At 40.4% G+C, this 18,656-nt stretch carries 28 protein-coding genes and 1 tRNA gene; 28 read left to right on the top strand and 1 reads right to left on the bottom strand.

Features of this window, described 5'->3' with window-relative positions:
* Positions 1–13: 13 nt before the first annotated feature.
* The 23 genes from PR683_RS14900 to PR683_RS14790 all read left to right on the top strand — a co-directional run bounded on the left by PR683_RS14900 (position 14) and on the right by PR683_RS14790 (position 12,878).
* Positions 14–355 (top strand): DUF3024 domain-containing protein, encoded by a 342-nt coding sequence (locus PR683_RS14900; RefSeq protein ID WP_129467311.1) that lies wholly within the window; start codon positions 14–16, stop codon positions 353–355.
* Positions 356–426: 71 nt separating this feature from the next.
* Positions 427–1,488, top strand: a complete 1,062-nt coding sequence (locus PR683_RS14895) for a hypothetical protein (protein WP_129467312.1) — start codon at positions 427–429, stop codon at positions 1,486–1,488.
* Between the two features lie 16 nt (positions 1,489–1,504).
* A complete protein-coding gene (locus tag PR683_RS14890) occupies positions 1,505–2,011 on the top strand; it encodes a hypothetical protein (RefSeq protein ID WP_105881157.1) in 507 nt (168 codons plus the stop codon).
* A 449-nt stretch (positions 2,012–2,460) separates the two neighbouring features.
* The gene (locus PR683_RS14885; protein ID WP_129467313.1) at positions 2,461–2,769 is read left to right on the top strand and encodes a transcriptional antitermination N peptide; all 309 of its coding nucleotides are present in this window, start codon (positions 2,461–2,463) and stop codon (positions 2,767–2,769) included.
* Between the two features lie 16 nt (positions 2,770–2,785).
* Entirely contained in the window at positions 2,786–3,028 is a 243-nt protein-coding gene (locus tag PR683_RS14880) for a hypothetical protein (protein ID WP_272581849.1), read from the top strand.
* Between the two features lie 104 nt (positions 3,029–3,132).
* Positions 3,133–3,510, top strand: coding sequence for a hypothetical protein (locus PR683_RS14875; protein WP_272581848.1), 378 nt, complete (start codon positions 3,133–3,135; stop codon positions 3,508–3,510).
* Position 3,511: 1 nt separating this feature from the next.
* Complete coding sequence (locus PR683_RS14870) at positions 3,512–3,655, top strand: hypothetical protein (protein WP_272581847.1); 144 nt, start codon at positions 3,512–3,514, stop codon at positions 3,653–3,655.
* Positions 3,656–3,729: 74 nt separating this feature from the next.
* Positions 3,730–4,725 carry a cell envelope biogenesis protein TolA gene (locus PR683_RS14865; RefSeq protein ID WP_272581846.1) on the top strand — a complete coding sequence of 332 codons (996 nt, stop codon included), beginning with the start codon at positions 3,730–3,732 and terminating at the stop codon, positions 4,723–4,725.
* A gap of 72 nt (positions 4,726–4,797) precedes the next feature.
* Complete coding sequence (locus tag PR683_RS14860; RefSeq protein ID WP_165568291.1) at positions 4,798–4,947, top strand: hypothetical protein; 150 nt, start codon at positions 4,798–4,800, stop codon at positions 4,945–4,947.
* Between the two features lie 345 nt (positions 4,948–5,292).
* The gene (locus tag PR683_RS14855) at positions 5,293–5,646 is read left to right on the top strand and encodes a hypothetical protein (protein ID WP_213942437.1); all 354 of its coding nucleotides are present in this window, start codon (positions 5,293–5,295) and stop codon (positions 5,644–5,646) included.
* Positions 5,636–6,319 (top strand): exodeoxyribonuclease X, encoded by a 684-nt coding sequence (gene exoX / locus PR683_RS14850; RefSeq protein WP_272581845.1) that lies wholly within the window; start codon positions 5,636–5,638, stop codon positions 6,317–6,319. The genes PR683_RS14855 and exoX overlap by 11 nt, the downstream gene beginning before the upstream one ends.
* On the top strand, positions 6,312–6,887 hold the full coding sequence (locus tag PR683_RS14845) for an ERF family protein (protein WP_136134465.1): 576 nt from the start codon (positions 6,312–6,314) through the stop codon (positions 6,885–6,887). Before exoX ends, PR683_RS14845 begins: the two co-directional genes overlap by 8 nt.
* 14 nt (positions 6,888–6,901) lie before the next feature.
* Positions 6,902–7,411, top strand: coding sequence for an HNH endonuclease signature motif containing protein (locus PR683_RS14840; protein WP_217008186.1), 510 nt, complete (start codon positions 6,902–6,904; stop codon positions 7,409–7,411).
* Positions 7,396–7,863: a single-stranded DNA-binding protein gene (ssb, locus tag PR683_RS14835; RefSeq protein ID WP_272581844.1), complete on the top strand. Its 468-nt coding sequence runs from the start codon at positions 7,396–7,398 to the stop codon at positions 7,861–7,863. Before PR683_RS14840 ends, ssb begins: the two co-directional genes overlap by 16 nt.
* Positions 7,864–8,178: 315 nt before the next feature.
* The gene (locus PR683_RS14830; protein WP_272581843.1) at positions 8,179–8,505 is read left to right on the top strand and encodes a hypothetical protein; all 327 of its coding nucleotides are present in this window, start codon (positions 8,179–8,181) and stop codon (positions 8,503–8,505) included.
* 35 nt (positions 8,506–8,540) lie between these two features.
* Positions 8,541–8,861 (top strand): hypothetical protein, encoded by a 321-nt coding sequence (locus tag PR683_RS14825; RefSeq protein ID WP_272581842.1) that lies wholly within the window; start codon positions 8,541–8,543, stop codon positions 8,859–8,861.
* Between the two features lie 260 nt (positions 8,862–9,121).
* Entirely contained in the window at positions 9,122–9,577 is a 456-nt protein-coding gene (locus tag PR683_RS14820; RefSeq protein ID WP_272581841.1) for an ASCH domain-containing protein, read from the top strand.
* Complete coding sequence (locus PR683_RS14815; RefSeq protein ID WP_272581840.1) at positions 9,577–9,861, top strand: hypothetical protein; 285 nt, start codon at positions 9,577–9,579, stop codon at positions 9,859–9,861. Before PR683_RS14820 ends, PR683_RS14815 begins: the two co-directional genes overlap by 1 nt.
* Positions 9,862–10,017: 156 nt before the next feature.
* Positions 10,018–10,194, top strand: a complete 177-nt coding sequence (locus PR683_RS14810; protein ID WP_272581839.1) for a hypothetical protein — start codon at positions 10,018–10,020, stop codon at positions 10,192–10,194.
* Entirely contained in the window at positions 10,187–10,519 is a 333-nt protein-coding gene (locus PR683_RS14805) for a phage protein NinX family protein (protein WP_272581838.1), read from the top strand. The genes PR683_RS14810 and PR683_RS14805 overlap by 8 nt, the downstream gene beginning before the upstream one ends.
* A complete protein-coding gene (locus PR683_RS14800; RefSeq protein WP_272581837.1) occupies positions 10,516–10,734 on the top strand; it encodes a hypothetical protein in 219 nt (72 codons plus the stop codon). Before PR683_RS14805 ends, PR683_RS14800 begins: the two co-directional genes overlap by 4 nt.
* Entirely contained in the window at positions 10,724–11,269 is a 546-nt protein-coding gene (locus PR683_RS14795; protein ID WP_272581836.1) for a phage N-6-adenine-methyltransferase, read from the top strand. The genes PR683_RS14800 and PR683_RS14795 overlap by 11 nt, the downstream gene beginning before the upstream one ends.
* 451 nt (positions 11,270–11,720) lie before the next feature.
* Positions 11,721–12,878 (top strand): tyrosine-type recombinase/integrase, encoded by a 1,158-nt coding sequence (locus PR683_RS14790; RefSeq protein WP_272581835.1) that lies wholly within the window; start codon positions 11,721–11,723, stop codon positions 12,876–12,878.
* A gap of 21 nt (positions 12,879–12,899) precedes the next feature.
* Here the strand turns inward: PR683_RS14790 and PR683_RS14785 are convergent.
* Positions 12,900–12,976 (bottom strand) — tRNA-Arg (locus PR683_RS14785).
* A gap of 187 nt (positions 12,977–13,163) precedes the next feature.
* Here PR683_RS14785 and folD point away from each other — a divergent pair.
* From folD to fruA, 5 genes are all read left to right on the top strand, one after another.
* A complete protein-coding gene (gene folD / locus PR683_RS14780; RefSeq protein WP_004913518.1) occupies positions 13,164–14,021 on the top strand; it encodes a bifunctional methylenetetrahydrofolate dehydrogenase/methenyltetrahydrofolate cyclohydrolase FolD in 858 nt (285 codons plus the stop codon).
* 18 nt (positions 14,022–14,039) lie between these two features.
* The gene (gene ybcJ / locus PR683_RS14775) at positions 14,040–14,252 is read left to right on the top strand and encodes a ribosome-associated protein YbcJ (protein ID WP_004913522.1); all 213 of its coding nucleotides are present in this window, start codon (positions 14,040–14,042) and stop codon (positions 14,250–14,252) included.
* Positions 14,253–14,697: 445 nt separating this feature from the next.
* Positions 14,698–15,852, top strand: coding sequence for a fused PTS fructose transporter subunit IIA/HPr protein (gene fruB, locus PR683_RS14770; protein ID WP_123382354.1), 1,155 nt, complete (start codon positions 14,698–14,700; stop codon positions 15,850–15,852).
* The gene (gene fruK, locus PR683_RS14765) at positions 15,849–16,793 is read left to right on the top strand and encodes a 1-phosphofructokinase (RefSeq protein ID WP_109912080.1); all 945 of its coding nucleotides are present in this window, start codon (positions 15,849–15,851) and stop codon (positions 16,791–16,793) included. Before fruB ends, fruK begins: the two co-directional genes overlap by 4 nt.
* Positions 16,794–16,804: 11 nt before the next feature.
* On the top strand, positions 16,805–18,499 hold the full coding sequence (gene fruA, locus PR683_RS14760; protein ID WP_272571672.1) for a PTS fructose transporter subunit IIBC: 1,695 nt from the start codon (positions 16,805–16,807) through the stop codon (positions 18,497–18,499).
* Positions 18,500–18,656: the final 157 nt, after the last annotated feature.

Below are 18,656 nucleotides of genomic sequence, written 5' to 3'. Positions count from 1 at the left end.
TTTAGAGGGATGTATGGCATTTAACGATATTGAAGTAGCGAACATTAAGAGATGCATGGAATTTTTCATGGAGAAACGTAGGCCTGCTGAACACCTTAGAGATGAGCTAGATTTAAGCTACAACATTGAAGATGACTCCGTTGTCATATTTGAAGTAAGACGCCTTACTTGGAGTAATGGCCAAGCTCAAGAGCCAATTGCTAAAATTACACATAACAAATCTAACAGCTCTTGGTCTCTATTTTGGATGGATAAAGATAACAACTGGCACAACTACGATGAAAAAATGTTAGGTAGTTTCTCTGACGCTATTAAGCTCGTTGAAGATGATGTACAAGGCTGCTTCTTTGGGTGACGACACGTTTTAGGGTGTGAGTGGTGTTAATATAAATTATCAAATAATTTTAATTCATAGGAATGGTAAGGATGGCTAAGGATACTAGAAGCAAGGTAGTTCATTACAAAAGAGCGGTTATTCCTAATTGTGAAGCAACTCTGCAAGAAATATTAAGCTCCATTATATCCAAAGGCGGGACTGCATCTAAAGTGTCTGATAGAAGGGAAAAAATATCTCCATTAGACACTAATAGTCCATTCCGAATGGTGAACAAGAATGAGCTATATAAGACGATATTATTTGGTCAGTTAATTCTTTTTGAGCAGGGTAAAAGCCAAGCCTTGATGACCATTAATGAAGACTCTGAATTTTATGATATTAACTCAATAACATCTGAACAAATACAGCTTTTATCTGATGAGGAGCTAACCAAAGAGGATACAAAAAGAATAAAAAGGGAATTTATTGACTCCATCCTACACTTCGGCGTTTTCCAGAATCACGTAATGATAGTTCAATCCAAGGCATTGACATCAAAGGATATAGAAACCCACTTCAACTGGTTAATACATAGTTTTTCAGATCAGTTAAATGATGATGGTTGTCTTATTTTGCAAGATAAGCCAGCAGAAAAAACCATATCTATTATGGAAAGCACCCCAGTTCGAAAAATAAAACTTGGCAGCGTTCCAGTTAAAGCAGAAAGTGGAAATGGCGATATCTCAATTAAACACCAATCAGAAAGCAAGCAAGAAAGAGTCAAAAAAATAAAATATATGCCAACTGGACGAGGTGGCAATATAATCAGAGCCATGCTTGGGGATAAGGAATTCAGCAACCTCAAATTAGAAGACGCCTTAGATGATGCCAATATTCAAGTTACTTTAGAGATAACTTACTTTAGAAAAACATCGAAATCAGGACAAGCTGTGTTAGACAGCTTAGCAAGCTCAATGAGACATATTGACGAGGAAGATATACAAATAGATCTGGATGGTGGAGGTATGATAAAAGGCAGTGAGCTAAGGCTAAGAGGCAATCTAAACGTTCAATACAACAATGGACTAATTGACGAAAATCACTTATATTTGCAAATGCATAAATGGCTTTTATCCAAAGTAGATGCGGGGGAGATCGGAGCTAAAGATTAAGTAAATAGGAGGCTATATGAGCACTAAAAAATTGCTTTTTAATATGATAGTAGCCTTCATTATTGGTTTTTTAGTTACTAAGATTGCGTCTAACTACATGGCAATAAACACCACAATAACGCCTTGGATACTCGTGACGCTTTTATTATTCCCAGCCACCTTTTCTGTGCAAGCTATGCTTAAATTACCAGAGTCTAGCGAGCACACCGAACTAACATCTTCGGAGATTCGTAGGTTAAAAGGGATAGTAACCGCAAAACAAAATAGGCTGTATGCTCTTATTTGCTTTTATTTCGTTTCAGCCATAATTTTTGTAGTGCTATTTTTGCTTGAACAGCAATTTATAAGTATGAGCACAATCATTTCTATTTGCTTTGGCTTGATTTTTTCTTCGCTATCAACACTCATATACATTCGCTCAATAATGCATGAAATTCAGTCGTTTAAGAATTTAATGATACATAGAGCTGATAAGAAAAAGAAAAAAGAAGAGCTTCTAAAGAAATTAAAATCTGACGATTAGCCCTTCCAGCCCTCCCCGCGAGGGCTTTTTTGTGCCCGAAATTCCCCGCCAGTGTGATTTTCCTCACTCATCAAGAAAATAAATAAAATTAATTTATAAACAAAATCATGAACATGCGTGAAAACGCTATGTACGCATATATTTATTTTCAAATATGCGCTTGACGCATTTGCGTAAAATGCATATTATTGTCACATCGAAGGCAAGCAACATGAAATATACGCCTAGTTCTTTAACAACGTTGATAGCAATTTAGTTTAGCTATCAGAATGGAGTCGCTGACAAAGCGACAACCTTCTCAAAAGGTTTTGGGATTGGTGAGCGCTAAGGCTGATTAGCTAGATAGGGATCGGCAATAACTCAGTAAGTCGCGTGTCGCATGACGTAACACCGAAAGTAGGAGATCAGCACCTACCTCCAATCACCAAAGCCAATTGTTTGGAGGATATATGGCAACTATCACAGTGAAAAAATCACGCAAGCCTGAGTTTTTACGTGGTTCATCAGCAAATAGACGTCACGCAAGAAGAAAAGCTGAAGCCATTGCAAGGCAAGAGATTGAATTGAAATTAAATTCACTATTACCAACTATTGAGACGGCAAAGGTTAACCGAGTTGAAAAAGCAATTTCAATTCGCAGCACTAAAGTTTATGACTCAGCAGATAACACCTGCTTACCGAATTCTAGTATTTACTCAGCTAAATATAGAAAATCTGGTACGCTGTTGGAATCTGGAGAAGTAACTGCGAGAGCTTAATATAGTGGAAGCGCCAATGAGAATTGAATGCCCTGTATGTAAAAGGCTTTTCAACCCGATGAATCCTAAATATCACATTGATAAGTACCATGCGAATGCAAGTGATAATGAGCTGGTTAAAATTAGAGACGCCAAGCGTAAGGTTCTAGGTAGCGAAAAGCCAATAAAGAACAAACATTACCTGCTAAAAAGCATAAATAAACACAACGGTTCGCCACCAATGCAAGGCGTATTACCCTCGCTAGGGAAGAAAAGATAAACCTCGCAACTGCGGGGTTTTTTATTACCTAAATTCGGCTAGTTAACTAATTACAGTCCATCAAGGTGGGCTGTGGTGAGTTGATTAATAGATAGGAGATAGAGATGGCAATAACACTGAAAGTATATAAAGACTCGCCTGAGTATAGTAAGTATCTAACAGCGCGATTCCCAAGAAAAAGAGGTTACTCATCCGGCATAAATGAAACCTTCGAATATGAAGGTCACCGCTGGAAATACCAAGTAACCAGCTTTGACGATAACGGCGATTATGATTTGCTGTGGCGTCCAGATGGTAAAGAGCCTGAGCTGATGTTAGCTGATATCTCTTTTAGAGATTACCTAGCAGCTAAGGCTATGAATGCAATGATTGGCACAATACCGCTACCATGGTCTTTAAGGGAGGAATGTGAAGGTGACTTCTACAGTACAGCACTATCAGCCTACAAGATGGCAGATGCAATGTTAAAGGCTAGGGGGTGATATGAACGAAAAATATAACAGAGGAGTTAAACCTGAAAATACGAAAGAGGCTAAAAAGCTCAATCGTGATTATCAAGTTAAACGCCTAATCGCTGAAGGTCACACAAAGAAATTTGCTCGCCAACAAGTAAAGCGCATCAAATAGTCAGCAGTAACCCACCACTTAATCATTCATATCGCTATTAATAGTGAGGAATACGCACATAAGGAACATAGGAAATGGCAAATGAATTAGTCGTAATTGAGAAGTCAACGGCGCTTGAAGTATTTAAGTCATCGGATAGCGTCGAAGATATCATTCGTAAAGTAGAGCAAGAAGTTAACTCTTTTATTCCTGATGTCACCACCGTTAAAGGTCGCAAGGAAATTGCTTCATTGGCCTACAAAGTCGCTCAATCAAAAACTTACCTTGATGGGCTCGGTAAAGACTTAGTAGCAGAGTTAAAAGAAATACCAAAGCTAATCGACGCCAATCGCCGAACTGTGCGAGAGCGTTTCGATACATTGCGCGATAAAGTTCGACAGCCATTAACTGAGTGGGAAGCCGAGCAAGAGCGAATCGAAGCAGAAAAGCAAATGTTCGCGTGGCACGAAGAAGCGCTAGAAATGAATGCAGCATTCGATAAGGCACTTGCTGAACGCATCGAGTCAGACCATGAAATCGCCCTGCTCATGAATGAGAAATTCGACCGTGATTTAGCAGAAGCTAAAGCCGAAGCAGAACGCCAACGTATTGCACACGAAGAAGAGCTGAAGAAACAAGCAGCAGAGCAAGCTAGGTTAGAATCCGAACAAAAAGCACAGCAAGAAATCGAAGCAGCAGCACAGCGCGAACGTGAAGCAAAGGAAGCCGCCGAACGTGCAGAGCGTGAAAAGCAGGAAGCCATTCAACGTGCAGAGCAAGAAGCTAAAGAAGCCAAGGAAAAGGCTGAGCGTGACGCTAAAGAAGCTCAGGAACGAGCTGTGCGCGAAAAACAAGCAGCTATCGAAGCTGAGCGCAAGAAAGCTCTTAAAGCTGAACAAGCGCGACTGGCAGAAGAAGAACGTAAACGTCAGGAAGATGCGAAGCGTCAAGAAGATAAAGAACATCGCCGCAAGTACAACCAAGAAACATTACAAGCATTAGTCAGTAACGGATTTGATGAAAAATTAGCGACTGAATTTATTAAGCTAGTTGCAAGTAACCAAATCCCCCACATGACAATGAATTACTAATACCCACCGCACCAACACCAGAAACTTTCAACTAATAACAATCGCTATCAATCGATAAGTGAGGGATTTCTTATGCCAAAAATTAACGAATTAAAACGTCAGGAACTCAGCTATCGACTGAATAGCGAGAGCTTCAAGGATGAGGTTAAAAACAAAATTAAGTGGGATTGGATAGCTGTTGTTATCGCCCTGCTCATTATTTTAACGCTGATATCGAGGTGACTTATGCAAACACTAACGATTGAAGGTAAAGGGATTTACATATCTTCATCGCCAGCAGCGCACCAAGGACAGCGCATATCACTCGAATTTGATTCACACACAGGGATAGAAACCAATGCCATGGAGTGGCTGATATTAAGTTTAAACCCAACAAAGGAACTGTTGGAGAAGATACTCAGGGAACGGTATGAGGACGCAGCATGAGAATTTCAGAGTATGAACTCAAGCAAAGGCAGGATGCCGAAAGACGACGCAGGGAACGCGAGGAAGAAGCTGAATACTATCGCATGGAAAGCCTTGGTATTCAGCCACAATCAACGCCTAGCAGGTGGATGAGAGGTGAATATGGGTAAATATTTAATACCTGCATTCCCCAGTCATAAAAGCAAGGATGCTGCCCTGAAATATGCTTTATCAATGATTGATGAAGATATCGAAAGGCGAAGAGTACGTGACCTAACGGGCAATGAAATTCAACCAGTTGAAAGGATTTCAACACTAGAATTAGCTCATGCCGCACTAGTTAAAAGTCAAAACTTAGAAATGTCTCAATTCTACCCTCCTCTACCTGAACACATTCAAGCGCAACGAAGACAGGCTAACTTGGAGCGATATGCAAGGCATTTATTCAAAGATAACTTTGACCCTTATTTAAATATTCCAGAACTACCAATGGGAGGTAGAAAAGTTGGCGACTAAATACAGAACAATAGATACCGAAACTTGTGATTTTGATAGTGGAATAGTTGAAATAGCAAGTATCGATTTAAACGACACGGAAATTGATTATAACTCGCAGCAATCCCACTTTGTAAACCCTCAGAAACCAATCTCAATAAGCGCAATGGCTATTCACCATATCACCGATGAGATGGTTGAACTATCCCCGCTTATTGAAGATGTAATTGATGTTTATAAAGGCGCTGATTATCTGGTTGCACATAATGCCGAGTTCGATAAACGAATGATGCCAGAAATGGACGTGCCTTTTATTTGCACTCTAAAACTAGCAAGGCGTTTATGGCCAGAGCTGGAAAGCCACAGCAATCAATATCTGCGATACGCACTGAAACTGGATGTTCACGTGCCAGAGGGGTTGCATGCTCACAGAGCGCTATATGACTGCATTGTTACAGCGTCATTATTTAAGCGGATCAAGGATGATTCAGGGTGGTCAGATACGGAAATGTTAGAAATAACTAATCAGCCATCACTATTAAGCAGGTTGCGCTTCGGTAAGTACAAAGGGATCCCATTTACCGAAGTAAAGAAAGAAAACGCAGGGTATTTAACTTGGCTGCTAGGCCAACCTGATTTAGACCCTGATGTTGAGTTTAGTATTAATTATTGGATGGAGAAGAAATATGAGTAAAGAATTCTTCCAGAAAATAGCAGCTATACAACAGAACCTAAAAGCACCAAAAAACCTAAATAACTCATTCGGGAACTACGCATACAGGAGTTGCGAAGGGATTTTAGAGTCAGTTAAACCATTACTTGATGGCTTGGTGTTAAGTATCACTGATGATGTTATTGCTGTCGGTGATCGCATTTACGTTAAATCAACCGCAACTCTCACGGATGGAGAGAATTCACATAGCGTATCAGCTTTAGCAAGAGAGCCGATGTCAAAAAAAGGAATGGATGACGCTCAGGTAACAGGGGCCACAAGCTCATATGCTCGTAAGTATTGCTTAAATGGATTGTTCGCTATTGATGATTCAAAAGATGCAGATAGCAATGAACATAAGCAACAGGAAAAAAACTTCAAACCTGATGTTGTCCTATCTGAGTTTACTGGAAACGCTATGAATATTAGCAACATAAAAACGTTAAAAGCTGAATTTGGTAAAACATGGAAGTTGCTCGATAACACGCCAGAGCAAGCAAAAGCTAAAGAAGTTTATGACATTAGAAAATCAGAATTGGAGGCCGCTTAGCCGATGAGGTGAAAATGGAAATCATAAGTAAAGAATCACTAGCAATTACCAAGGATCAGGAAATTGCTTTTTGGTCAAAAGTTGCCATTACGAGTGATAATCACGAGTGCTGGGAATGGAATGGCGCAAAAAAGACAAAAGGATACGGGAACGTAAGAATAAATAAAAAATACCTCACCTCTCACCGAGTGGCATTTATTTTAGCAAACGGACCAATCATTAGTAACTACATCGTTTGCCATACTTGTGATAACCCTTCTTGCTGTAATCCAAATCACTTAATGCTAGGAACAATTAAAAGCAATACAAGTGACATGCTAATGAAAGGCAGGCAAAAGGATAAAATCTATGCGGCAAGAGGTGAGAATAACGGCAATTCAAAACTCAACTCAATACAAGTTATAGAAATAAGAAATGCATATGAAAGAAAGCAGCTAAATCAGTATGAATTAGCCGCTAAATACAAAGTATCGCAACTTGCGATAAGTTCAATTATCAGAAGAAAAACATGGAGCCACATCTAATGTCTAGAGGCGTAAATAAGGTCATATTAATTGGAAATACTTGTGATGACCCGACTGTTAGATACATGCCAAATGGCGGTGCTGTCACCAACTTTACATTAGCAACAAATGACTACTGGACTGACAAACAAACAGGACAAAAGAAAGAAAAAGCTGAGTTTCACCGTGTGGTAATTTTCGGCAAGTTGGCTGAGGTTGCAGGCGAATATCTGAAAAAAGGCTCACAAGTCTATATCGAAGGTTCTTTGCAAACACGTAAATGGCAAGACCAAAGCGGTCAAGACAGATACACCACTGAAGTGGTCGTAAATATAGGCGGCTCTATGCAGATGCTGGGTGGTAACAGCGGCAATCAGGCAGGAAGCCAGCAGCCAGCGCGGCAACCGCAGCAGTCACAAGCACCGCAGAATGAGCCACCAATGGATTGGGATGATCAGGAAATCCCATTCTGACCCTTCCCTATGTGATTTAACCAAAGGATATAACCATGCCTGTAACTACTGAGGTGGTGAAAGTCTATTACTCGCCAACTAGGAATAGGCGATATTTCAGCAAGGAAGCTGCAATCAAAGCCGAAGCTAAAGCGAGAATATTCAAGAAGTACCCGCCTGAGCCGTATGAATCCGACACTGGATATGCTGGCTACAACATTTGGGATGATAGACCTGAATTCTATCAGAGAGCATTACGTTTTCTTTCTTACCTAATTAAGAAAAGTATCAAATAACCAAAGGATATATTTGCAAGGATGCAAACAGGAGATAGATATGACGGACATAATCAAAGATGAAATTAGCTCACTACAGCAAGAGGTAGCTCGCGGGCATGTGTATTCATGGGAGTTACACAGGCTAAATTTATTGCTTTTAGTGGTTGAGCATTACCTTTCAGAAAATAACCCTAAAGAAGCTCACTTATGGGCTCAAAGTATATTCCAGTGGATTGATTCAGAATTTTACGACGAAATGAAAAAGAACGCTGGAGATATTGATGCTTGGTTTAATAAGCAAATGGAAGGTTCCGTCAGCACTGAACAGGCATTAAAAATAACTCGTGAGTTATATCCTGAAATCGAAAAGCTACGGACAGCTTAATTTAACTCGCAGGGATGCAATAAGAGGAGTGAATAATGGAAGCGCAAGAATTAATTGAAATGACGCCTGAGCAGCAACGGGCATTTAATAGAATTAAGAAAGCGGTTAAAGACTTTAAAAATTCTGGCGGGAAATTCTACACAGTTTTAGCAAAAATACATGGATTAAACGGGAAATATGTTGAAAGAATAGAGGCTGATTATTTATGTGCCGGTAAGCCCGATGGTGATTTAGATACGCAACTTGATGTTTTTATGGACTTCATAAGCGATAGTGGATTTAGTGGCTTTGCTGATGATACTCACATGATAAAGCTTACTGATGAAGGTTTGGCGTTATTAAATGAAGAGGAATGAATACCAGTTAAAGTTCGCAAGCAAAAAGCAATAATATCAATGTGACAAAACAGCTAATCGTCACAAGAGTTACTGTGAACTTTAATACGCAAACAATTGTATCAATAGCATTTATTGGCTGATTATCATCATTTCTTTTATGGAAAATCACGCTATTCATCCTGACTAGAACTCACACATACAAATTACTCTTAAACCAATCATCTTAATAGGATAACTTTTAGTTATTAATACTTTCTTACACATTAAAAGGTGGAACAATGAAAGACAGAATTAAGTTTAACGATGCAATGTTAACGGCTGTCATGAATGGCAGAAAAACGCAGACTCGCAGACCGATTAAGCCACAACCAAAAGTAACCGAGGATGAATTACGCAAGTTAGGTGCATGGCAAGATGGCTACACACTATCAGAGCAAGTATGTGCAGCATGGCGGCATGGCTTTATTGACCCTGATTGCCCGTATGGTGAAATTGGCGACATCATTAACGCTGCAGATAAAGACGGTAATATCAAAGGGAAAATTGAGATTACTGATGTTTGGTTGCAGCAAGTAAATGATATCAGTGAAAGCGATGCTAAAGCCGAAGGGTTCGATGGGAAATTAAACTCATATACATCTGACTTCTATGCTGTATGGATTGGTATATACGGAATTGATAGCTGGATGAATAACGAATGGGTATGGGTGATTGAATTTAAAAAGGTGGAGTGATGGATAAATCAAGGCAGCAATTTGAAGAGACAATAAAGTCACTCAGCGACCCGTCAGAATTTGAATTAAAACTTAAACGCGCCAATAACGGGTTAAATTACGCTGACCAATATGTAGATTTAATGTGGATTAGCTGGCAAGCATCACGCGAGAGCTTAATTAATAGCTTGGAGCCTGTTGGTTATATTAACCCTGTAGCTCAGTTATGTATTAAAAGAAAATTAAATGCAGCAATTAAGCCGAGCAAAGAAGATAATTCAATTCCACTATATCGATTAGATTAAATATGAAAATAATAATCGGATATGTATTACTTCTTGTAATACAGGGCTCTGCTGTGCCTGTTGCAGAGCAAATATACACACAGCAAGAATGCGAGGCTCGCGCAATGCAGATAATGCATGTGCGGGATGTTGAGATTAAGTGCGGCGAGGTGTGGAATGAAAGATAAATATTATGCTGGATTAGAAAATTATAGAGATTGCATTGAAATAGAACCAACAATAAAAGATTGTTTTATTTTAAACACTCCGTCTTGGAATATGGATGTAACAAAACAAGACTTAATTGATATTAGAGACACAATTAATGAAATCTTAGAGGATGACAATGAATAAATACACTGAACTATCTGACTTCGAGATTAACAGGCGAATAGCAGAAATGGACAATAAGAATAGGTATGTTTATTTTGAAAAAGAACAAACTATTTTTAGAAAGTTTAATAATGGTCAGACTCAAAAGTTTAATCCGTGTAATTATCCATCCGATGCATGGCAATTAATACTAGAAGCTAAATTATCAATTCATCCAGACTTTAATAATGACTGTGAGTCTTGGATTGTTCGCAATATACACATACCGATGGTGAGTGAAGCAAATTTATCGCGCGGGATTAGTATTGCATATTTATTAATGAAGGATGCGGAGAATGATCAATGAAACAAGTTCAAGCAATGACGACGCTAGTATTAATTGATGGCGTTACTTATCAAATAGCATTACCAAGGAAATACGTTTCTCTTCAGGCGAAGCAAGTATTGATGTTTGCTCAAGAGTTCGGCGGTGTAATTATCCCATGTACGTTTACTAACATAAAGCCAATGGAAGCTGATGGATTGCCTTTTAATATAAGTGATAGCAAGAATGAAGGCTGACTACGGAGGTAGCCACACACCAAAGGAATTGCGTGACAGATGGCAAACTCCCCTACCTTTATTCACAGCATTGGACGCTGAATTCGGTTTCTATTTAGATACCGCCGCCGATAATAATAACCATCTTTGCACTCATTATCTCACCGAAAAAGACGACTCACTAAATTGTGACTGGGAAAGCTACGGCGCGATATTCTTAAATCCCCCATATAGCGAAATTCAGCCTTGGATTAATAAGGCCGCCGAACAATGTAAAAAACAATTACAGCCTGTCGTGATGTTAATACCGTCTGATACTTCCGTCGGATGGTTTAATTCTGCACTGGAAACAGTTGATGAAGTGAGATTAATTACAGGAGGTCGAATATCTTTTATTAATGCCGGAACAAATAAGCCAGTTAACGGAAATAATAAAGGCTCAATGCTTTTAATATGGCGACCTTACATTAAGCCACGAAAGATAATTAGCACTGTCGATAGAGATGAATTAATGAATATCGGCAATCAAATATTAAATGAATGGAAAATAGCATAGGTGGCCTATGACACCACAGGAGCATGAAAACGGATTGCGAGCAGTGGCAAGGAAATGCCACACAGAACTGAAGAAATACGAAAAAATAACCAACGAAATATCAACCAAAACTCTACTCAAGCACCTACCCGAATTCACTAAATATTTACCATCCGATAAGAAACAAAAGTACACACCTAACATGTGGCTCAATCACTATGTTATGACGATAGATAAGGAGATTAATGGTGACAGGAATAACCATATCTAGAAAAGAAGCGGCAGAAATAATTGGTATAACCGAAAACACACTATCACAGTGGTGCAAGCAAGGAATGATCGCATTCACAAAGAAAAACCCTCTAAAGAAAAATTCCCCTTACTTATTCACTAGAGCAGCATGTATTGCAGCGGCCAACAAATCAATTCACACTATACCAGTGAACACTGGTGAGACAGGAGAAAGGAAACCATGTCAATATTCCAAAGAGGAAAAATCTGGTACGGGGACTACACGACGCCAAGCGGCAAGCGTATCAAGGAGTCTCTTGGCACAGCGAACAAGAAGCAAGCACAGGAGTTACACGACAAACGAAAGTCTGAACTGTGGCGTATAGAAAAGCTTGGTGACTTCCCTGATGTCACATTTGAGGAAGCGATTGTTCGTTGGATAGAGGAAAAAGCTGATAAAAAATCACTGGATGATGATAAAGGTCGGCTTTCCTTTTGGTTAGATCACTTCGAAGGTGTGAAGCTGAAAGATATTACAGAAGCAAAAATTTATGCAGCTGTAAGCAAGATGAGAAATAGGAAGGTTAGAGAGCGATGGGAAAAGCAAGCGGAAGCCGCTAATCGAAAGGGAAAGGAAATCCCTGCTTATTCAGAAGTACAAGTAACAACAGCTACCAAAGCAAAGCATTTGGCAATTATGAAGTCATTGCTAAGAACTGCTGAGAGAGAATGGAAATGGCTAGAAAAGTCACCTGTTATTAAAGTGCCAACAGTGAGAGAAAAGCGGGTTCGGTGGCTAGAGCATCACGAAGCACAAAGGCTGATCCGCGAATGCCCTGAGCCACTGAAATCCGTAGTTATATTTGCTCTAGCTACTGGGCTGCGACGTTCCAATATAATCAATTTAGAGTGGAATCAGATTGATATGCAAAGAAAAGTCGCTTGGATAAATCCAGAGGAAAGCAAATCAGGTCAGGCTATCGGCGTGGCTTTAAATGATACCTCTTGTCAGGTTCTTAAGGAACAAATAGGAAACCATCACAAATGGGTATTTGTTCACACTGAATCCCAAAAGAGGCCAGACGGAACATTAACGCCAAGCGTTAGAAAAATGCGAGTTGATTCTAACACAGCATGGAGAGCCGCACTAAAAAGAGCAGGAATAGAAAACTTCCGCTTTCATGATCTGCGGCATACATGGGCTAGTTGGTTAATTCAGTCTGGCGTCCCGCTTTCAGTTCTACAAGAAATGGGAGGCTGGGAATCGGTTGATATGGTGAGAAGATACGCTCACTTAGCACCTAATCATTTAACTGAACATGCGAAGCAAATAGACACTATTTTCGGTACTTGCGTCCCAAATACGTCCCAGTTAGCAAAAGTGGAGAATTTTAAATGATGGTAAGTGATTGAAAATTAATGGTACGCCCTACAGGATTCGAACCTGTGACCTACGGCTTAGAAGGCCGTTGCTCTATCCAACTGAGCTAAGGGCGCATTGATAATGCGGGCAGCCTATCTGGCTGATGGCGTTGAATTATACGGTTGCTGCGCGCTGAGTCAATGGCTTTTCGCTACTAAAATAACTATATGCTCATTTTATGTAATAGTTTGAACTGACAATGACCTTAACTTCTGACAAAATAGAGTCATTACCGTGTCTCATATATGGATTAAGTTACAGATGTTAGCAAAAATTATTGATGGGAAAACGATTGCGCAGACAATTAGGCAAGAAGTTGCTCAAAAAGTACAATTACGTTTAGAACAAGGAAAACGCGCCCCTGGGCTTGCTGTGATTTTAGTTGGCGCTAACCCCGCGTCACAAATCTATGTCGGCAGCAAACGCCGTGCTTGTGAAGAAGTCGGTTTTATTTCACGTTCTTATGATTTGCCAGATACAACAACAGAAGCTGAATTACTCAAACTGATTGATGATTTAAATCAAGATACTGAAATTGACGGAATTTTAGTTCAACTACCATTACCTGCGGGGATTGATAACGTCAAAGTTATTGAGCGTATTCATCCAGACAAAGATGTTGATGGTTTTCATCCGTATAATGTCGGCCGCTTGTGCCAACGTGCGCCGCGCCTTCGCCCATGCACCCCTAAAGGGATTGTTACTCTACTTGAGCGCTGCGGTATCAACACTTATGGTTTAAACGCTGTAATTATTGGCGCATCCAATATTGTTGGTCGTCCAATGAGCTTAGAGCTTCTGCTAGCGGGTTGCACTACAACAGTAACGCATCGCTTTACCAAAGATTTAGAACACCACGTTCGCCATGCTGATTTAGTTGTTGTCGCAGTGGGGAAACCCAATTTTATTCCTGGTGAATGGATTAAACCTGGCGCGATTGTGGTCGATGTCGGTATCAACCGCTTAGATAGCGGCAAAGTCACAGGAGATGTCGATTTTGACGAAGCCGCGAAAAACGCAGCTTGGATCACCCCAGTGCCTGGTGGTGTTGGCCCAATGACCGTTGCGACTTTAATTCAAAACACCCTTCAAGCATGTGAAGAGTACCACGATATTTAATGTAATTTTGGAGTAATCATGGATATATTCAATTTAAATGGGCACCCACACGTCGAACTGTGTGATTTGCTAAAAATTGAAGGCTGGGCGGAAAGCGGTGCAATGGCAAAAGCCATGATTGCAGATGGCTTAGTTGAAGTTGATGGTGTGGTCGAAACACGTAAACGCTGTAAAATTGTCGCGGGTAAAATCGTTTCAATGGGCAGCCAAAAAATTAAAGTTGTAGAATAATACATTTAGGTAAGCTGAAAAATTTCAGCTTACCTCTCTTTGCATAATAAATAACCACCTCCCTTTCCCCCTTTGTTCAAAATAATCCGATTTATTGTAAAACGACCAAAGCTCTTTTGAGGTTTTAGAAGATTTTTTCTTTAGCCATATTTAGTGTATTAAACATTCAAATAACCAAGCATATTGATAATTTAACTTATTGGTTTACAAAAACAAAAAGCTTCAGCAATTACTTCAGCTTTGTCATAAGACAGATAAAAAACACTCAGTTCCTCCCCTTAAAAAATTTAACTTAGCTCTCATTTTTTGTATTTCGTACCTTAGCGACATAGACAAGGCTAAACGATTCAGCTAACCTTGTTAACGATAACATGATTAACAAACAATCAGATCCGCTTGCAAGTCTTCTGGCTGATCCGGCAATAAATAATAATCAGGAGAAATTATGTTTAACTTACCAATAAGCGATATCCACCTTGCAGCTGCTGCATCTGATAAAAAAAATGCAATAGAACAAGTCGCTAAGGCTCTCGAAAATGCAGGTTATGCAAAAAGCGGTTACGCACAAGGAATGCTTAACCGAGAAACCCAAGCTCCCACCTTTTTGGGTAATGGTATCGCAATCCCACACGGGACAACGCAGACACGAGACCAAGTGTTGAAAACAGGTTTTGCTGTTTTCCAATTCCCTAATGGTATTGACTGGGGTGATAACCAAACTGCTTATATTGTTATTGGCATTGCGGCTCAATCCAATGAACATCTCGAATTACTTCGCCAGTTAACCCACATTATCAGTGATGAGCACACAGCTGACGCGATGGCCAAAGCTGACACCCCTGAAGCCTTAAAGCAACTTCTAATGGGTGAACGCCAAACTCAACCAGTGAAACTTGATGACTCAATGGTCACTGTTAGTGCTCAAGTTGATAATATAAACACATTAAAAATACAGAATATTATTAACTTACAAAACGCCCGAGCTGTTAGTACTGACTTTATTACCCAAGTTCTCACCCAAACACCTTCGTATTTAGGTCAAGGTATTTGGTTAAGTGATAGCCCTATTGGAAATATTCAGAATGCGATTGCGATAACGACCGTAAAAAAAACATTTAGCTTTCAAGGTAACCCAGTCAATGCCCTAATCACTCTCTCTTACGCTAATTATCAGATAGAAACTTTTTTACTTAAAATAAATAATTTATTGAAAAATAAAGAATTAAATCTAATTAACAACACTGATAACGTTAACAATCTAATTAATTTATTGCGTAGTGAAGATTCACACACGGAAAGTGAATCATCAAGTACATCCGGAATCACTCAGGACTTCACCGTTCTTAATCCACATGGGCTACATACGCGCCCGAGCACCCAGTTAGTCACCACCATTAAGCAGTTCGAAAGCACTATTACTGTGAGTAATCTTGATGGTACTGCGACTCCCGTAAATGGTCGCAGCTTAATGAAAATCGTCAGTTTAGGCGCTAAATGTGGGCACCGTTTACGAATTCACGCAGAAGGTACAGATGCACAAGAAGCTATCGTTACCATTGGCGAGGCAATTAACTCAGGACTTGGAGAAGAAATCGCATGAGCAGAAGAGTCGCAACTATCACGTTAAACCCCGCCTATGATTTAGTTGGGCTTTTACCTGATATTCATAGAGGTGATGTGAATTTAGTCAAAACTGCTGGGCTTCATGCCGCTGGAAAAGGCATAAATGTGGCCAAAGTACTTAAAAACTTAGGAATTGATGTCACTGTTGGTGGTTTTTTAGGTAAAGAAAACCAAGATGGTTTCCAAAAAGCGTTCAGCGAAACAGGAATTGCTAACCGCTTTCAGGTTGTCGAAGGCCGCACCCGTATCAATGTAAAACTGACAGAGCACACCGGTGCAGTTACCGATTTTAATTTTTCAGGCTTCAGTGTCACTAAAGCGGATTGGCAACGTTTCGTCACCGACTCACTCAGCTGGGCGGGTCAGTTTGATATGATTTGCGTCAGTGGAAGTTTACCTCAAGGCGTTGATTTAAAAGATTTTACTCAATGGATGTTACGCCTTAGAGAACAATGCATGTGTGTCATTTTTGATAGTAGCCGTGAAGCTTTTGTTGCTGGACTCAAAGCTTCTCCTTGGTTAGTAAAACCGAATCATCGTGAACTTGAAATTTGGGCAGGAAAACCTCTTCCCACTCATCAAGATATTGTTGATGCCGCAAATCAACTTCGCCAACAAGGTATTGCCCATGTGGTGGTTTCTTTAGGCGAAAAAGGTGCCATGTGGGTCAATTCATCAGGCGCTTGGTTTGCTAAACCACCTGAATGTGACGTTATCAGCACCGTTGGCGCAGGGGACTCAATGGTAGGAGGGTTAATTTACGGACTAATGATGAGGCAGACAAGTGAGCACACACTACGCTTAGCTACTGCCATTTCTGCACTTGCAGTCTCCCAACCCAATGTCGGTATCACAGACCGAGCGCAACTTGCACATATGATGACAAAGGTTGACTTACAACCGTTTACGGCTCAATGAGGATGAAAAACATGAAAATATTAATCGCTCCAAGCCACCAGCAAGGCCCTGCTATTTGCTGGCTAGCCATCGATGCCTTAAAGAATGTATCTGCCTTACAAAATATCTCCTTCACTGAACAGCTTACTGATGCTGATATTGTGATTTGTTTTGACACTCAGTTGCCTGAAGATTTCAATTGTGCAGACAAAAAAATCTATTTCGGCCACCCCGATGTCGCTGTTAGGCAACCTGCTGAATTCCTGACATCAGCAATTAATGAAGCCACACTTTGTGAACAACAAATTGCCGAACCGCAGCACACAAAAACTTTCTCTATATTGGCCGTTACAGCTTGCCCTACAGGGGTTGCTCACACTTATATGTCCGCAGAAGCACTTGAAGCTGAAGCAAAAAAACGAGGCTGGAATATCAAAGTAGAAACCCGTGGTTCTGTAGGGGTTGGAAATGAAATTACACCAGAAGAAATTGCACAAGCTGATTTAGTCATTGTCGCTGCTGATATCGAAGTCAATGTGGATAAATTTGCGGGAAAGCCAATGTACCGCACCTCTACCAGTGCAGCATTGAAGAAAACAGCACAGGAATTAGATAGAGCGATAAAGGAGGCGAGTACATTTTCGCCACAAAATGGCAAAAACTCATCACAATCAAGCCAATCCAACGAAAAACGCGGAGTCTATAAGCACTTACTCACAGGTGTGTCTTATATGCTCCCGATGGTTGTGGCAGGAGGATTGTGTACTGCACTTTCATTTGCTTTTGGTTTAGATGCATCCAATGTAGAAGGCTCTCTGGCCTGGGCGCTTAGCCTAATTGGTGGGCAAACAGCCCTTGCATTAATGGTGCCTGTACTATCGGGTTATATCGCCTATTCCATTGCTGACAGAACAGGGCTAACCCCGGGTTTAGTCGGTGGGGTACTTGCGACCACCTTAGGTGCAGGTTTTTTAGGCGGGATCATTTCCGGTTTCCTTGCGGGCTACAGTGCTCACTTTATTAGCACTCGATTAAAATTACCGCAAACAATGGAAGCGTTAAAACCGATTTTAATCGTGCCATTGATTTCGACTTTATTTACCGGTTTAGCCATGATCTATGTGATTGGTCACCCTGTAGCGTGGTTGATGGACTGGTTAACCAACTGGCTAAATACCATGGGAACCACCAATGCAGTGATCTTAGGTGCAATATTGGGTGCCATGATGTGTACGGATATGGGAGGCCCGGTCAACAAAGCTGCTTACGCCTTTGGTGTCGGCCTATTAAGTTCACAAACCTACGCACCAATGGCAGCGATTATGGCTGCAGGTATGGTGCCGCCACTGGCAATGGGGATTGCCACATTAATAGCGAGACATAAATTTGTTCCCGCTGAACGCGAAGCAGGTAAAGCCTCTTTTGTTCTCGGTTTATGTTTTATTTCAGAAGGTGCTATTCCGTTTGCCGCCAAAGACCCTATCCGTGTTCTTCCTGTTTGTATCATTGGTGGTGCAATAACTGGGGCGCTATCCATGTACTTTGGTATTCAGTTGATGGCACCTCACGGTGGTTTATTTGTGCTGTTAATACCCGGAGCTATTAATCATGTATTGATGTATTTATTCGCGATAGTAGCTGGTACGGTGGTTTCTGGTGTGCTTTATGCCATTGTCAAAAAAGTAACGCCCAAAGAAGCTCAACAAGAAATGGCAAGTATCGCTTAATCGCTCAGATTTAAGTTCCATTCCTAGTCCCTGTTGGTAGTCTTATTCCCCCCTTAACTGGGGGGCTTTTATTTCACACTAAAAATAAAAAACGGTTAAATATCAATACCTAACCGTTTAAATATGCAGGATTTTTTAAGTCCATCAGTACTCGAAA

Origin of the sequence: Providencia sp. PROV269, from assembly GCF_028477785.1 — a bacterium.
In the GTDB taxonomy this organism is placed as follows: Bacteria; Pseudomonadota; Gammaproteobacteria; order Enterobacterales; family Enterobacteriaceae; genus Providencia; species Providencia rettgeri.
This window is presented reverse-complemented; position numbering and strand designations above follow the sequence as displayed.

Coding starts and splice junctions, on each gene's coding strand:
- PR683_RS14855 (WP_213942437.1), top strand. CDS start 5,293: ATGGGTAAATATTTAATACCTGCATTCCCCAGTCATAAAAGCAAGGAT.
- PR683_RS14825 (WP_272581842.1), top strand. CDS start 8,541: ATGGAAGCGCAAGAATTAATTGAAATGACGCCTGAGCAGCAACGGGCA.
- PR683_RS14890 (WP_105881157.1), top strand. CDS start 1,505: ATGAGCACTAAAAAATTGCTTTTTAATATGATAGTAGCCTTCATTATT.
- PR683_RS14895 (WP_129467312.1), top strand. CDS start 427: ATGGCTAAGGATACTAGAAGCAAGGTAGTTCATTACAAAAGAGCGGTT.
- PR683_RS14830 (WP_272581843.1), top strand. CDS start 8,179: ATGACGGACATAATCAAAGATGAAATTAGCTCACTACAGCAAGAGGTA.
- fruA (WP_272571672.1), top strand. CDS start 16,805: ATGAAAATATTAATCGCTCCAAGCCACCAGCAAGGCCCTGCTATTTGC.
- fruB (WP_123382354.1), top strand. CDS start 14,698: ATGTTTAACTTACCAATAAGCGATATCCACCTTGCAGCTGCTGCATCT.
- PR683_RS14810 (WP_272581839.1), top strand. CDS start 10,018: ATGAAAGATAAATATTATGCTGGATTAGAAAATTATAGAGATTGCATT.
- folD (WP_004913518.1), top strand. CDS start 13,164: ATGTTAGCAAAAATTATTGATGGGAAAACGATTGCGCAGACAATTAGG.
- PR683_RS14820 (WP_272581841.1), top strand. CDS start 9,122: ATGAAAGACAGAATTAAGTTTAACGATGCAATGTTAACGGCTGTCATG.
- PR683_RS14865 (WP_272581846.1), top strand. CDS start 3,730: ATGGCAAATGAATTAGTCGTAATTGAGAAGTCAACGGCGCTTGAAGTA.
- PR683_RS14790 (WP_272581835.1), top strand. CDS start 11,721: ATGTCAATATTCCAAAGAGGAAAAATCTGGTACGGGGACTACACGACG.
- PR683_RS14815 (WP_272581840.1), top strand. CDS start 9,577: ATGGATAAATCAAGGCAGCAATTTGAAGAGACAATAAAGTCACTCAGC.
- PR683_RS14805 (WP_272581838.1), top strand. CDS start 10,187: ATGAATAAATACACTGAACTATCTGACTTCGAGATTAACAGGCGAATA.
- PR683_RS14840 (WP_217008186.1), top strand. CDS start 6,902: ATGGAAATCATAAGTAAAGAATCACTAGCAATTACCAAGGATCAGGAA.
- PR683_RS14845 (WP_136134465.1), top strand. CDS start 6,312: ATGAGTAAAGAATTCTTCCAGAAAATAGCAGCTATACAACAGAACCTA.
- PR683_RS14795 (WP_272581836.1), top strand. CDS start 10,724: ATGAAGGCTGACTACGGAGGTAGCCACACACCAAAGGAATTGCGTGAC.
- PR683_RS14885 (WP_129467313.1), top strand. CDS start 2,461: ATGGCAACTATCACAGTGAAAAAATCACGCAAGCCTGAGTTTTTACGT.
- PR683_RS14875 (WP_272581848.1), top strand. CDS start 3,133: ATGGCAATAACACTGAAAGTATATAAAGACTCGCCTGAGTATAGTAAG.
- ssb (WP_272581844.1), top strand. CDS start 7,396: ATGGAGCCACATCTAATGTCTAGAGGCGTAAATAAGGTCATATTAATT.
- PR683_RS14870 (WP_272581847.1), top strand. CDS start 3,512: ATGAACGAAAAATATAACAGAGGAGTTAAACCTGAAAATACGAAAGAG.
- PR683_RS14860 (WP_165568291.1), top strand. CDS start 4,798: ATGCCAAAAATTAACGAATTAAAACGTCAGGAACTCAGCTATCGACTG.
- ybcJ (WP_004913522.1), top strand. CDS start 14,040: ATGGATATATTCAATTTAAATGGGCACCCACACGTCGAACTGTGTGAT.
- PR683_RS14900 (WP_129467311.1), top strand. CDS start 14: ATGGCATTTAACGATATTGAAGTAGCGAACATTAAGAGATGCATGGAA.
- fruK (WP_109912080.1), top strand. CDS start 15,849: ATGAGCAGAAGAGTCGCAACTATCACGTTAAACCCCGCCTATGATTTA.
- PR683_RS14800 (WP_272581837.1), top strand. CDS start 10,516: ATGAAACAAGTTCAAGCAATGACGACGCTAGTATTAATTGATGGCGTT.
- PR683_RS14880 (WP_272581849.1), top strand. CDS start 2,786: ATGAGAATTGAATGCCCTGTATGTAAAAGGCTTTTCAACCCGATGAAT.